10 protein-coding genes are annotated in these 14,140 nt (G+C 69.1%); 2 read left to right on the plus strand and 8 right to left on the minus strand.

All coding sequences use genetic code 11. The features are described 5' to 3' along the window. Nucleotides 1–31: 31 nt before the first annotated feature. Together M9799_RS03185 and M9799_RS03190 are read right to left on the minus strand one after the other, a co-directional pair. On the minus strand, nucleotides 32–1,033 hold the full coding sequence (locus M9799_RS03185) for a Bug family tripartite tricarboxylate transporter substrate binding protein (RefSeq protein ID WP_231044201.1): 1,002 nt from the start codon (nucleotides 1,031–1,033) through the stop codon (nucleotides 32–34). 95 nt (nucleotides 1,034–1,128) lie between these two features. Continuing rightward, entirely contained in the window at nucleotides 1,129–3,714 is a 2,586-nt protein-coding gene (locus M9799_RS03190) for a sensor domain-containing protein (protein WP_377007223.1), read from the minus strand. Between the two features lie 276 nt (nucleotides 3,715–3,990). On the opposite strand from M9799_RS03190, the gene M9799_RS03195 reads away from it, so the two are divergent. Together M9799_RS03195 and M9799_RS03200 are read left to right on the plus strand one after the other, a co-directional pair. Further along, entirely contained in the window at nucleotides 3,991–5,172 is a 1,182-nt protein-coding gene (locus M9799_RS03195) for an RDD family protein (RefSeq protein WP_231044199.1), read from the plus strand. A 72-nt stretch (nucleotides 5,173–5,244) separates the two neighbouring features. Continuing rightward, entirely contained in the window at nucleotides 5,245–5,949 is a 705-nt protein-coding gene (locus tag M9799_RS03200) for an RDD family protein (RefSeq protein ID WP_231044198.1), read from the plus strand. Here the strand turns inward: M9799_RS03200 and M9799_RS03205 are convergent. From M9799_RS03205 to kdpA, 6 genes are read right to left on the minus strand one after another with little or no spacing between them, the layout of a single operon-like run. Continuing rightward, nucleotides 5,946–6,686, minus strand: coding sequence for a response regulator (locus M9799_RS03205; RefSeq protein WP_231044197.1), 741 nt, complete (start codon nucleotides 6,684–6,686; stop codon nucleotides 5,946–5,948). The two genes, M9799_RS03200 and M9799_RS03205, sit on opposite strands and share 4 nt — an antisense overlap. After that, nucleotides 6,670–9,351 (minus strand): sensor histidine kinase, encoded by a 2,682-nt coding sequence (locus M9799_RS03210; protein ID WP_231044196.1) that lies wholly within the window; start codon nucleotides 9,349–9,351, stop codon nucleotides 6,670–6,672. The genes M9799_RS03205 and M9799_RS03210 overlap by 17 nt, the downstream gene beginning before the upstream one ends. 22 nt (nucleotides 9,352–9,373) lie before the next feature. Next, nucleotides 9,374–9,673, minus strand: a complete 300-nt coding sequence (locus tag M9799_RS03215) for a hypothetical protein (protein ID WP_231044195.1) — start codon at nucleotides 9,671–9,673, stop codon at nucleotides 9,374–9,376. Continuing rightward, complete coding sequence (gene kdpC / locus M9799_RS03220; protein ID WP_231044194.1) at nucleotides 9,670–10,359, minus strand: potassium-transporting ATPase subunit KdpC; 690 nt, start codon at nucleotides 10,357–10,359, stop codon at nucleotides 9,670–9,672. The genes M9799_RS03215 and kdpC overlap by 4 nt, the downstream gene beginning before the upstream one ends. A gap of 10 nt (nucleotides 10,360–10,369) precedes the next feature. Then, nucleotides 10,370–12,415 (minus strand): potassium-transporting ATPase subunit KdpB, encoded by a 2,046-nt coding sequence (gene kdpB / locus M9799_RS03225; RefSeq protein WP_304505209.1) that lies wholly within the window; start codon nucleotides 12,413–12,415, stop codon nucleotides 10,370–10,372. Nucleotides 12,416–12,425: 10 nt separating this feature from the next. Continuing rightward, nucleotides 12,426–14,135 (minus strand): potassium-transporting ATPase subunit KdpA, encoded by a 1,710-nt coding sequence (gene kdpA, locus M9799_RS03230; protein WP_231044193.1) that lies wholly within the window; start codon nucleotides 14,133–14,135, stop codon nucleotides 12,426–12,428. Nucleotides 14,136–14,140 lie beyond the last annotated feature (5 nt).

Consider the following 14,140-nt stretch of genomic DNA (forward strand, 5'->3'; position numbering starts at 1 on the left):
GAAACTTTCCAAAGCGCGAAGCGCGGGGTGCTTACTTCGCCTGGGCAACCGGCTGCTGCGTCGCGAAGATGTCCTTGGCCAGCCCATGCATCCTGTGCACGATGCCAGTGGTGGCCGCGGCATCTGCAGGCGCAGCGCTGACCTGGACCTGCACCAGCGCCTGGCGCACCTCGGGCGCGGCCAGCGCCTCGAGCACCCAGCCGGTGAGCTTCCTTTGCACCGCCTCGGGAATGCCCGCGGGCGCGGTCCAGAAGAACGAGCCGCCAAACGCGTCATCCCATTGGGCGAAGCCCTGCTGCGCCACCGACTGCACGCCTCTGAGCCCCTCGGGCGGCGTCTTGGTGCCGAAATAGGCCAGCGCCTTGAGCTTCTCGGCGCGCACGAAGGTGGTGCTCAGCGGATCGATCACCAGGTCGACATGGCCGCCGATCGCATCGTTGATCGCCGCGGCGCTGCCCTTGTAGGGCACATGCGTCATCTGGATGCCGGTCAGCTGCTGGAAGTACACGCCCGCCATGTGGCCCGGCGTGCCCACGCCCGAGGTGCCCAGCGAGATCGGGTGCTTCTTCGCATAGGCCACGAGCTCCTGCAGGTTCCTTGCCGGGAAATCGGGCCGCACCGCGAACGTGGTGATGCCGGCGCCTATGTAGGCGATCGACTGGAAGGACTTGAAGGAATCGAACTGCACCGGCATCAGCTGCGGCGCGATCGCCAGGTTGCCTATAGAGGCATTGAGCAGCGTGTAGCCATCGGGCTTGGCGCGCGCCACGAACTGCGCGCCGATGGTGCCGCCCGCGCCGGGCTTGTACTCGATGACCACTGGCTGCCCGGCCCGCGCCGATACCTGCTCGGCGATCAGCCGCGCCACATTGTCATTGGTGCCGCCCGGCGGATAGGGCACCACCAGCGTGATCGGCTTGTTCGGCCAGGGCGCCTCGGCGGCGGCGGTGACCAGGCCCGAGGCGATGGCCAGGAGCATGCCGGCCGACAGGGCGGCGATGCGGCGGCGGGAGAGGTTTGCGAATCCAGACATGGCGCGTTTCCAGAAGAATTTGTTCTGCGGCCAGTCTAGGAATCCGTCCTCCATCGATCCACGAATGTTTGGGACTATGCAAACGCGTTTTTCAACTAAGGACCGCGCCTGTCCCCTTCAACCCTCTGCTCCAGCCAGCGCCCGAATGCATCCGGATGCAGCGGCCGCGAAAACAGATAGCCCTGCGCCACCGGATAGCCCTGCTCGCGCAGCAGCGATTTCTGCTCGCTGGTCTCCACGCCTTCGGCCACCACCGTGAGATGCAGGCTCTTGCCGATGCCCAGGATGGCGGCGCTGAGCGCCTGCGCGGCCTCGTCGTTCTCCAGGTCCGCAACGAAGCTGCGGTCGAGCTTGAGCTCGTTGACCGGCAGGCGGCGCAGGTAGCTCAGGCTCGAGTAGCCCGTGCCGAAGTCGTCCATCGCCAGCCGGATGCCCCGGGCATGCACCTCGGCAATGGTCTTCATGGTGCTGGGATTGGTGTCGAGCAGCACGCTTTCGGTGATCTCCAGCGTCAGGTCCTCGGGCTGCAGCGCGTTGGCCTCCAGCGTCTTGGCAATCATGCGCGGCAGGTCCAGGTTGTGGAAGCTGGTGGGCGACAGATTGACGGAGACGGACGGCACCTCATGACCCTGCGCGCGCCAGGCCGAGAGCTGGCTGCAGGCTTCGCGCAGCGCCCAGTGGCCCAGATCGGCCACCAGGCCGCATTCCTCGGCCAGGGGAATGAAGCGTGCGGGCGGTATCTCGCCCAGCTCCGGATGGGTCCAGCGCGCCAGCGCCTCCACGCCGCACAGGCGTCCGCTGTCCATGTCCACCTGCGGCTGGTAGTGCAGATGCAGCTGCCGGTTCTGGATGGCCAGCCGCAGCGCGGTTTCCAGCGCCAGGCGCTCCTGCGCCAGCTGGTTCATTTCACTGCTGAAGAAGCTGGAGCACCCGCGGCCCTGGCTCTTGGCCTGGTACATCGCCATGTCGGCGCGGTGCAGCAGCGTCTCCATGTCGCGCCCGTCGCCGGGGAACATCGCGATGCCGATGCTTGCCGACGCCGCCAGCGCTACCCCGGCCACCGTGACCGGAGCGGTCAGCAGCGCCATCAGCCGCTCCACCAGCTCGGTGGTCTGCGCCACATCGGATTGCGCCAGCACCGCCACGAACTCGTCCCCCGACAGCCGTCCGGCGATGTCCGAAGCGCGCAGGCCCTGGCGCAGCCGGGCGGCGATCTGGCGCAGCAGCTCGTCGCCGGCCGGGTGGCCCAGCGAATCGTTGACCTGCTTGAAGCGGTCCAGGTCGATGAACAGCACCGCCAGGCTTTCATTGTTGCGCTCGGCCATGGCAATCGCCTGGTCCGCCTTGGCCTGCAGCAGGCTGCGGTTGGGCAGCCCGGTCAATCCGTCATAGAACGCCAGCTGGCGGATGCGCTGGCGCGTGTGTTCGCGCTCGAGCGCCAGCGCGCACAGATGCACGCAGGCATCGACCATCAGCTGGTGGAACAGCTGTGCGGCCTGCACGCGCGGGCTCTTGAAATAGAAAGCGAAGGTGCCGACCACGCGCCCCAGGCTGTTGTGGACCGGCGTGGACCAGCAGGCGACGTAGCCAAGCGGCAGGACCAGATGGCGGTACCCGTCCCAGAGCGGATCGCTGGCGATGTCGTCGACACACACGGTCTCGTTGCGCCAGGCCGCCGTGCCGCAGGAGCCCACGGCCGGCCCGATGGCGACACCTTCGAGCTGACGCGAATAGGCCTCGGGCAGGCTGGGACCCACCAGCGGTTGCAGCAGCCCCTGCTCGCTGACACCGAGGATGGCCGCAGTGATTTCCGGGGAGATGTGCTCGACCTCGCGGCAGATCAGCTCCAGCACCTCGGACAGCGGGCTCTCGCGCACCATGGCCTCGAGCACGCGGTGCTGCAGCACCTCGTGCATCTTCGAGCGCGTGATGTCGGTAAGCGTGGTCACGGTGTAGTTCCAGTCACCCACCGTGGCCACCGGATTGCTCGCGGCCTTGACCCAGTAGCGCCGCCCGTCCTTGCTGGTCACGATCTCCTCGCTCTCGACCGACTGTCCCGCGCGCAGCGCCGCGAGGTACTGCGCCGTGAACTCCTGCGACACCTGCGGGGACAGCAGCCCCACGGAGAGGCAGCCCCGGACTTCAGCGAGCTCCCAGCCGAACATGCGGCTGAAGCCATTGTTCACGTAGACGATGCGGGAGTCTTTGTCGCAGATCACCACCGCGGTGCTGCTCCCATCGGCCACCAGCGACAGGCGCTGCAGATGTTCGGTCTGCGCCTGTTCGCGCCGCAGGCGCTGCGTGACGTCGGTGGCGATCTTCAGGATCTGGCGCACCTTGCCCTGCCCATCGAGCACCGGCGTATAGGTGGCTTCGAGCCAGCAGCTGCTGCCGTCGCTGCGCAGCCGCTCGGCCAGGCCGGTGCGCGCCTTGCCGTCGCGCAGCTGGGGCCAGAAATTGCGGTACTCGGCACTGTCGGCAAAGGCCGGAGTGCAGAAGCTGCTGTGGTGCCGCCCCACCGCTTCCTCGCGGGTGAAACCAAGCAGTGCAAGGAAGTTGTCGTTGGCGTGGCTCAACGAACCATCGAGCTCGAACTCGGCTATCGCCATCACGCGGTCCAACGCACTGAGCTGCGCCAGTCGCTGCGCAACCGGGGCTGTGTCTTCATGGCTTTCCAACATCTGCACTTTCAAGGTTCGGGGAATATTTCCAGTGGTCGGGTCATCCGCTGGATTACATCTTTGTATGTATTGTTTCACGATGTGTCTTTCCTGACGTTTGGTACGCGCTTACCTGGCAGGCATTGATTGCAATAAACTATCGACACTTTAAATAAATTTATTTGCTCAATAGCAGCAATCTGTTTGCGCCGATCTGGCAAGCGGAGCCGGGGTTAGCGGCCTGCAAGGGCACTCCGGTCCAGCCGCGCACCATGGGGAGACAAGGAAATGCAAGGCATGTGGTGGTATCTGGTCGGCGACAGCCCGCAGGGTCCGGTTTCCATGCAGGCGCTCGAAGACATGCTGAACCAGGGAGAAATGACGCAGCAGAGCCTGGTCTGGAAGGAAGGCATGAGCGACTGGATCTCCGTGGCGGAGCTGCTGCGGCTGCGCGGCACCGATACCGCACGGGTCAAGCCCGCGCTGCCGGCCGATCTCACCCCGGCCACGGCCTCGCGCCGGCTCATGCAGCGCCTGGCGGTATGGGTGTGGCTCGTTGCCATGCCCCCCGCAATGCGGATCATGGAGCTGCTCCTGCAGCTGGAGCCCGCATCCACGGCCTGGCCCTGGTTCCAGCGCCCTTCCGCGTATCTTTGCTGGACCCTGGCGGTCTTGCTGATGGCAGCCGAAATAGCTGTCTGGTGGTTCGGGCCCGCGCGGCATCCAGCCGGGGATCCGAGGAGGCAAGACGCCTGGTGGTTGTGGCTCGGCGGCAGTCCGCAGGGTCCGGTTTCGGCGCAGGCGCTTGAAGCCCTGCTGCATCAAGGGAAGATGGCGCAGCACAGCCTGGTCTGGAAGAAGGGACTGAGCGACTGGATCTCGCTGGCGCAGCTCGCGGATCTGCGCAAGTCCGGTGCCCTGCAGCTGGAGCCCGGGTTGCCTTTCGATCTCGCGCTCGCCGGTGCCTGGCGCCGCTTTCTGGCGCGCATGCTGGATCTCTGCGCCATTTCCGCGCCCATCGCGCTGCTGGGCTGGCTGCTGCTGCAGCAGATCCCGGGGTTCGCGCTCTGGCTCCAACGCCCGTCCGCGCCTTTCCAGCTGACCCTCGCCCTGCTTCCCCTGGCGCTGCTGGTGGAGGCCGGCATTTTCACGCGCTTTGGTTCCACGCCCGGCAAGGCGCTGCTGGGCGTCATGGTCCTGACGCCCGATGGCCAGCGCCCCACGGGAGCGCAGTACCTGCGGCGCCAGTGGGGCGTCTTCTATTACGGCCTGGCCATGGGGCTGCCCCTGCTCTCGCTGATCGCCATGGCGGCGCAGGGCTTGAGCCTGCAGCTCGGCGAGCCCACGCCCTATGACCTGAACCGGTTCACGGTCAGGGCGCGCAGGCTGTGCCAGACCGAGGTGCGGATGCTGGTGCTTGCATGCATCGGCTGCACCATGATCGGTGTGAGCTACGCCATGGCCTACCTGGGCTACTGAACGGCGCCGGCTGCCCGGGCACATGCCCGCGGGCCGAAGCGCAGCCCGCCTTTGATTGAAGGAGACACAGGAATGCAAGCTGCATGGTGGTATCTGGTGGGCGAAGACCCGCACGGCCCGGTGCCCGTGGAAGTGCTCGAAGCCATGCTGCAACAGGGAGAAATGACGCGGCAGAGCCTGGTATGGAAAGAGGGCCTGAGCAGCTGGATCTCGATGGCGGAACTGTGGACCTTGCGCCAGGACCAGGGCCGGCAGCCCCGGCCTGCGCCGCTGCTCGATCTGCCGCTGGCCGGTGCCTGGCGCCGCTTCCTGGCGCGCGTGGTGGACATCGGCATCGTTGCGGCGCCCCTCCTGCTGCTGGCGAAACTGCTGCCCGGTTTTGCGCCCTGGCTGCAGCGCCCGGGTTCGCTGCACCTGCTGGCGCTGGCACTGCTGCCGCTGGCGTTGCTGGTGGAAGCGGGGCTTTTTGCCTGTCTTGGCACCACGCCCGGCAAGTCCTTGCTGAAGGTGGTGGTGTCGACCATGGACGGCCAGGGCCTGGATGCGGCGCAATACCTGCGGCGCCAGCTGGGCGTGTACGGCTACGGCTTTGCGCTGGGGCTGCCCTTCGTCGGCCTGATTGCCATGCTGGCGCAGGGCCTCGCGCTGCAGGCGGGCGAGCCGGCTTCCTATGATGCGTGCCGCTTCACCGTGCGCGCCCAGCGGCTGGGCCGCTGCCGCCTGCTGCTGCTCGCGGGCCTGGGCTGTGCGCTGGTGGGCGCAGTTGTGCTGCGCTAGGAGCTTGCGCCTGCGCTGCGCTCATGGGCCTGAAAGCGCAGCCCCACCCCGGGCTCGGTGATGATGTACGTCGGCGCGGCAGCGTCGTCGCCCAGCTTGTGGCGCAGCTTGCCCACCAGGATGCGCAGGTAGTGCGCATCCTCCTCGTGCGTCGGCCCCCACATCTCGCGCAGCAGCTGCGGCTGCGTGATCAGCCGCCCGGGCTGCTGCGCCAGCAGCGACAGCAGCGCGAATTCCTTGCGCGTGAGCGCCACCGGCGCGCCGTCCAGGCGCACCTCGCGCCGCGCCAGGTCGATGCGCAGCCAGCCGTCGTCATAGGCCGGCAGCACCTGCCCCTCGCGGCTGGCGTTGCGCAGGAAGGCGCGGATGCGCGCCATCAGCTCCTCGATGCCGAATGGCTTGGTCACATAGTCGTTGGCGCCGGCATCGAGCAGCGCCACCTTCTGCGCCTCGCTCGAGCGCACCGTGAGCACGATGACCGGCACGCGCGACCATTGGCGCAGCTCGCGCAGCACCTCCTGGCCGTCGCGGTCGGGCAGGCCCAGATCGAGGATCACCAGGTCCGCGCCCTGGGTGGCCAGCAGCGCCAGGCCCTGCTCGCCGGTTTCGGCCAGCAGCGTCTTGTAGCCCTGCGATCGCACGCTGATGTCGATGAACTTGCGGATCTGCGGTTCGTCGTCTATCACCAGCACGCGCGCCGCGGGCGTGGTGGGGAGGCTGTCATGGTTCACGTTCATTGCGCTCCAATGCCGGGGGCTCGCCCCAGGGCAGCGTCAGGCGGATGGTGGTGCCGCGTCCCTCGGGCCCGGGCAGCGCCTGCACCTCGCCCATGTGCGCGCCGATGATGCCCTGCACGATGGTCAGGCCCAGGCCCGTGCCCTGCCGCCCGCGGTCGCCGCGCTCCACACTGTAGAACATGTCGAAGATGCGGCTGCGCTCCTCCTCGGGAATGCCCGGGCCGCGGTCGCAGACGTCGATCTGCAGCTGCCCGTCCCCGGAGTTGCGCGCCACCACGCGCAGCGGCTCGCCCGGGGGCGAGAACTTGGCGGCATTTTCCATCACATTGAACAGCGCCTGCTCGATCAGCGCGGGATGCACATGCGCCAGCGGCAGTCCGGCGGCGATGTCGGTGACGATGCGGGTGTCGGGCACATAGCGCTGCAGGCGCCTGCAGGCCGAGCCCACGAGTTCGTCGACACCGATCCAGTCGCGCGTGAGCGTCAGCCCCTGGTGGCCCAGGCGCGTCATGTCCAGCAGGTTCTGGATATAGCGGTCCAGCCGCTCGCCTTCCATGCGGATGGTCTGCAGCAGGCTGCTGCGGTCTTCCTCGCCCATGTCCTTGCCGTAGCTCGCCAGGCTGCCTGCGGCGCCGATCATCGACGACAGCGGCGAGCGCAGGTCGTGCGAGACGGAGGACAGCAGCGCCGAGCGCAGCCGCTCGGTCTCTCCCGTGACGCGCGCCACTTCCAGATCGGACACCAGGCGCGCGCGCAGCGCTGCCTGGCCGATGTCCTCCACCATGCGCTCGGCCAGGCGCCGCTGCTCGAAGCCCAGCCGCGCCATGCCCGAGGGCAGCTGCAGCGCCACCACGCCCAGCGTGTCCTGGTCCGAGCGCACCGGCAGGAACCACCAGGCCGAGTGCGCCAGGGTATCGGTGAAGCGCCCGCTGGCCTGCCCGTGCCGCAGGGTCCAGTCGGCGGCGGCACGGTCCTTCTCGTCCAGCAGCGCAGCGGCGGCCGGCGGCCCCGATACATCGTTGATGCGGATCCAGGCCACGGCCTGCAGCGTTGCCTGCAGCGCCGCGCAGCCGCCGGCAATGACCTGCCCCAGGTCGGCCGCGGTGGACAGCTGCTGGCCCAGGCGCTGCATGGCGGTGGCATGGATGTTGGCCGCGCGCAGCGCCACCACCTGCTGGCGCAGCTGCGAAGCCAGCCGCCCGGCGATCAGCGCCGCCGCCAGGAACATGACCACCGTGGCCACGCCGCCATGCGAGCCGATGGCCAGCGTCAGCAGCGGGTCGATGAAAAAGAAGTCGTAGACGAAGAAGCACAGCACCGCCGTCGCGAACGCGGTGGCCATGCGCGCGCGTGAGGCCACCAGCAGCACCGCGATCAGGAACACCACCGACAGGTCTTCGAGGCCCAGGAAGCGCCGCGCCAGCGCCGCCGTGGCGACCGCGCCGGCGGTGGCCAGCAGCACCAGCACCGGCTCGCGGCGCGCGCTGCGCTCGCCGCCGGGCTCGGGCAGGCGCAGCGCGCGCCGGCGTGCCTGGGGCGTGCTGACGATGGTCAACTCGTAGCGCGCGCCGCGGCGCAGCAGCTGCTGGGTCAGCGTGCGGTTGAAAATGCGCGCGACCGGGCGCTCGCGCGTGCGGCCGACGACGATGGAGCGCGCGCCGCGCGCGGCCGCCGCATCCAGCAGCGCCTGCGCCACGTCCGCGCCATGCAGCAGCTCGGCGCTGCCGCCCAGGCTGCGCGCCAGCGCGAAGGCCCGGTCGATCTCCAGCTGGCGCTCCTGCGCCGCACGCGTGGCGGCGCCGCGTCCGGTCTCGACGCAGACCACCGACCAGGGCGCGTCGCGCCGCTCGGCGATGCGGCTGCCGGCGCGCACCAGGTATTCGGACGGGCCGCGCCCGTCGATGGCGATCAGCACATGGCGCTGGATGGCCAGACCGCCCAGGCCGTTCGCGGCACGGGTCTCGCGCAGGTCGGCGTCGACATGGTCGGCCACCGTCTGCATCGCCAGCTCGCGCAGCGCCGTGAGGTTCGAGGGCGAGAAAAAGGCCTGCAGCGCCTGGCTGGCCTGCTCCGGCAGATAGACCTTGCCCTGGTTGAGGCGCTCGATCAGCTCGCGCGGCGGCAGGTCCACCAGCCGGATGTCGCGCAGGCGCTCGAACACCGCATCGGGCACGGTCTCGCTGACGCGCACGCCGGTGATCTGGTGCACCACGTCGTTGAGGCTCTCCAGGTGCTGGATATTGATGGTGGTGCAGACATCGATGCCCGCATCCAGCAGCTCGTCCACATCCTGCCAGCGCCGCTCGTGGCGGCTGCCCGGCGCGTTGCGGTGCGCGAGCTCGTCGACCAGCGCCACGGCCGGGCGGCGCGCCAGCAGCGCATCGAGGTCCATTTCCTCCAGGCAGCGGCCCTGGTATTCGATCCTGCGGCGCGGCACCAGCGGCAGGCCCTCGACCAGTGCCTGGGTCTCGCTGCGTCCGTGCGTCTCGACGATGCCTATCACCACGTCCTTGCCCTGGCGCGCCAGCTCGCGCGCGCGCGTCAGCATCGCATAGGTCTTGCCGACGCCGGGCGAAGCGCCCAGGAACACCGTGAGCCGCCCCGCGGCCTCGCGCCGCAGCGTGCCGATCAGCGCGTCCGCCTGCTGTGCTTGCTCAAAGCCCATGGGTTTTCTCCATCCCGCAAGCCTACAGATTATTCCTTGCGTGCACCGCAAGTTTCAACGCCGACTTCGCCAGCGCCGGCGCGACGATCAGCACCCGTCTCTCCTGTGCATTGCCCACGGCCAGCGCAAAGCCCAGCGCTGCCACGCCCGCCACCGCGATGCGCACCGGCTGGCGGTAGCCGGCCAGGAAACCGCGCACCGCGGCCCAGCCCATGGCATTGGAGGGAAAGCTCGCGCGGCACAGGCGAGGTCTGGCGCCCAGAACCACCAGCTCCAGCCGCTGCGGCCCTGCCGCCACGCCCACAGACAGGCCCGCGCTCACGGCGCCGTCCCGGCAGTGCGATCCAGCGCCAGGTTCAGCGCCAGCACATTGATGCGCGGCGCGCCCAGCACACCCCATTGGCGGGGCTCGGTGTGCCGCGCCACCAGCGCCTCGAGCGCGGCGCGCTCCATGCCGCGCGCGCCCGCCACGCGCCCGACCTGGATGGCCACGGCCTGCGGGCTCAGATGCGGATCGCTGCCGCTGCCCGACTGCGTCACCAGATCCGAAGGCACCTCGCCCGCTGCAACGCCCTCGCGCTGCGCGACTGCGGCGCGCGCCGCATCGACCCGCGCGCGCAGCTCGGCATGGGTGCGTGCCTGGTTGCTGCCCGCCAGCGCCATCGGGTTGTAGCCCGCGGCCGAAGGGCGCGGGTGGAAGTAGCCGGCGCCGGCAAAGGGCTGCGCCACCAGCGCCGAGCCCACGACGCGGCCCTCGCGTTCCACCACGCTGCCGTTGGCCGCGGCCGGGAACAGCGCCTGGCCCAGGCCCACGCCGGCCAGCGAATACAGGAAGCCGAAACCGGCCAGCGTTATCACGCCGAGCCCCAGCGCGCCGCGCAGCAGCCCGGCCGTGGAAGTGGCGGGCTGCTGCGCCAGCTCCTGGCGCAGGCTGCGCGCGGGCGTCTCGCCCGAAAGACTCGCTGGATGGCTTGCCGTATGGCTTGCCGAATGGCTTGGAATGCTCATGACAGGAACCTCACAGGGAGAACAGCGCCGACAGCACGATGTCGATCAGCTTGATGGCAATGAAGGGCAGCACCAGCCCGCCCAGGCCGTACACCAGCATGTTGTTGCGCAGCAGCTCGGTCGCGCTCGCGGGCTTGAAGCGCACGCCGCGCAGCGCCAGCGGAATCAGCAGCGGGATGATCACGGCGTTGAAGATCAGCGCCGACAGCACCGCGCTCGAGGGGCTCGACAGCTGCATGACGTTCAGCGCCGCCATCTGGGGAATCGCCACCGCGAACAGCGCCGGCAGGATGGCGAAGTACTTCGACACGTCATTGGCCAGCGAGAAGGTGGTGAGCGCGCCGCGCGTGATCAGCTGCTGCTTGCCGATCTCCACCACCGCCAGCAGCTTGGTCGGATCGGAATCCAGATCGACCATATTGCCGGCCTCCTTGGCCGCCTGCGTGCCCGAGTTCATTGCCAGCCCGATATCGGCCTGGGCCAGCGCGGGCGCGTCGTTGGTGCCGTCGCCGACCATCGCCACCAGCCGGCCCTCGGCCTGCTCGGCGCGGATGCGCGCCAGCTTGTCCTCCGGGCGCGCCTCGGCGATGTAGTCGTCGACCCCGGCCTCGGCCGCGATGTGCGCCGCCGTGAGCTTGTTGTCGCCGGTGATCATCACCGTCTTGATGCCCATCCCGCGCAGCCGCGCGAAGCGCTCCCTGATGCCGTGCTTGATCACGTCGGACAGCTCGATCACGCCCAGCGCCTGGCGCCCGTCGCTCACCACCAGCGGCGTGGCGCCGGAGCGCGCGACCTGCGCGGCACGCGCCTCGATCTCGGCCGGTACCTGGCCGCCGAGCGACTGCACATGCGCGGCGATGGCCGCCAGCGCGCCCTTGCGGATCACGCGCTCGCCCAGGTCCACCCCGGACATGCGCGTCTGCGCCGAGAACGGCACGAAGCGCGCACCCTGCGGATCCATGTCCTGCGCTTCCTGCGCGCCCTTCTCGCGCGCCAGCCGCACCACCGACTTGCCCTCGGGCGTCGGATCGGCCAGCGAGGCCAGCAGCGCCGCCTGGCGCAGCAGTGCGCCATCCACGCCGGGCATGGCATGGAAGGCCGTCGCCTGGCGGTCGCCATGGGTGATGGTGCCGGTCTTGTCGAGCAGCAGCACATCCACGTCGCCGGCCACTTCCACCGCCTTGCCGGACTTGGCCAGCACATTGGCCTGGAGGGCGCGGTTCATGCCGGCAATGCCGATGGCCGGCAGCAGCCCGCCGATGGTGGTGGGGATCAGGCACACCAGCAGCGCGATCAGCAGCACCAGATTGACCTCGACACCGACGAAGCCGCCAATGAAGGGCAGTGTCGCCACCACGATGGCAAAGGTCAGCGTCATCACCATCAGCAGGATGCCCAGCGCGATCTCGTTGGGCGTCTTCTGCCGGTTGGAGCCTTCGACCAGCGCGATCATGCGGTCCAGGAAGCTGTGGCCCGGCTCGGCCGTCACCCGCACCACGATGCGGTCGGACAGCACCTGGGTGCCGCCGATCACGCCCGAGCGGTCGGTGCCGGCCTCGCGCAGCACGGGTGCCGACTCACCGGTCACCGCGGCTTCGTTGATGGTCGCCAGCCCCTGCTCGATCTCGCCGTCTGCGGGCACCAGCTGCCCGGCCTCGACCAGCACCAGGTCGCCCGGACGCAGCTCGGCCGCAGGCACGCTTTCCTCGTGGCCCTGCGCGTCGATGCGCCGCGCCATCAGGTCCTTGCGCGCGCGCCGCAGCGACGCCGCCTGGCCGCGCCCGCGCGACTCGGCGACGGCCTCGGCGTAGTTGCCGAACAGCACGGTGAAGAACAGGATGCCCGTGACGGCCCAGCCGAAGCCGGGCGAAGCCAGCCCGGCGAGCGTCGCCGCGCCGGTGGCCAGCGTGCCGGCCCAGACCACGGCCATGACCGGGTTCTTGATGATGTGTTGCGGGGAAAGCTTGACAAAGGCTGCCGCGAGCGCGGCCCGCAGGCCCTGCCCGGCGCTCTCGGCCGGGCGTTCTGCGCGTTGCATCGAATCGGTATGGATCATGGAATTTCCTTCAGCGCGCCAGCAGTTGCATCAAGGCCAGATGGTCGGCAACGGGGCCCAGCACCAGCACCGGCATGAACTGCAGCAGCGTGAGAATGAGGACGATGCCGGTCAGCGTGAGCGCGAAGGTGGGGGTCTCCACCTGCAGGCTGCCCGGGCTTTCGGGGGCGCGGCGCTTGCGCGCCAGCATCGCGGCAATGGCCAGCGGGATCAGCAGCGCCGGATAGCGGCCCGCCGCCAGCACGAAGGCGGTGGACAGGTTCCACCAGGGCGTGGCATCGCCCAGCCCCTCGAAGCCCGAGCCGTTGTTGGCAAACGCCGAGACATACTCGTAGAACACCTGGCTGATGCCATGGAAGCCCGGGTTGGAGTTGCCCGCCAGGCCAGGCACGGCCAGCGCCACCGCGGTGAAGCCCAGGATTACCAGCGGCTGCCACAGCACCAGCACCGCCAGCAGCTTGACCTCGGGCCCTTCGATCTTGCGGCCGAAGAGCTCGGGCGTGCGGCCCGTCATCAGCCCGGCGATGAACACGCTCAGCAGCAGATAGACGATGAATTGCTGCAGCCCGCAGCCGACCCCGCCCCAGATCGAATTGATCAGCATGTTCGACATGGCCACCAGCCCGGTCAGCGGCGCGGCCGAGTCCAGCATCATGTTCACGGAGCCATTGTTGACCTGCGTGGTCGTTGCCGCCCACAGCGCCGAGGCCTCGGCGCCCAGGCGCACTTCCTTGCCCTCCATCAGCGCGATGTCCACGGCCGTGGCGGAATGGCCTTCGGACCACAACGCCAGCCCGGTCGAGGCGACCGACATGCAAAGCATCGTGCCGAAGACCATCGCGCCAAAGCGGCGCCGGCCGGTGAACGGGCCGACCATGAAGATGATCGCCACCGGAATCAGCGCGATGGCCAGCTGCTGCAGGAAATTCGACAGCGGTGTCGGGTTCTCCAGCGCCACCGTGCTGTTCGGGCCGTACCAGCCGCCGCCATTGCTGCCCAGCTGCTTGATGGCGACCATCGGCGCCACCGGTCCCAGCGGAATCTTCTGCTCGCGCAGTTCGGCCGTGGCTTCGACGGGGCTGGCCACCGGGCCGGCCGCCAGCGTCGCCGGCACGCCCTGCCAGCTCAGCAGCGCGGACAGGGCCAGGCACAGCGGCAGCACGCAGCGCAATGTGGCGCGCACGACGTCGGCCCAGTAATTGCCCACATCGATTTCCACGGATGCATCCGTGGCAGCTGCCGCCTGGCGCCCGCCGAACAGCCCGCGCAGCGTGGCCGCGACCACCGCCAGCCCCATGACGGGCGTGACCACCTGCAGGCCGACGATGCCGCACATCTGCGCCAGATAGGACAGCTGTGCCTGGCCGGAGTAGTGCTGCTGGTTGGTGTTCGTGAGAAAGGACACCATGGTGTGCAGCGCCAGGTCCCAGGACATGTTGGGCACGCCGTCGGGGTTCAGCGGCAGCCAGGCCTGGGTCATGAACAGCGCCCAGACCAGCAGCGCCAGCACCAGGTTGCTCAGCAGGAAGGCGCCGGCATAGCCGCGCCAGTTCATGCCGATCTGCGGGCGCGTGCCCAGCAGGCGATAGATCGGCCGTTCGATCCAGCCGAACAGCCAGTCGCCGCGCATGGGCGCGCCGCGCATCACGGCCGCGAGGTAGTGGCCCAGCGGCCAGCCCAGGGCCACCGCGAGCACGAGAAACAAGGCAAATTCCATCATGGCAG

This window comes from Comamonas endophytica, assembly GCF_023634805.2.
Classification (GTDB): domain Bacteria; phylum Pseudomonadota; class Gammaproteobacteria; order Burkholderiales; family Burkholderiaceae_C; genus Comamonas; species Comamonas endophytica.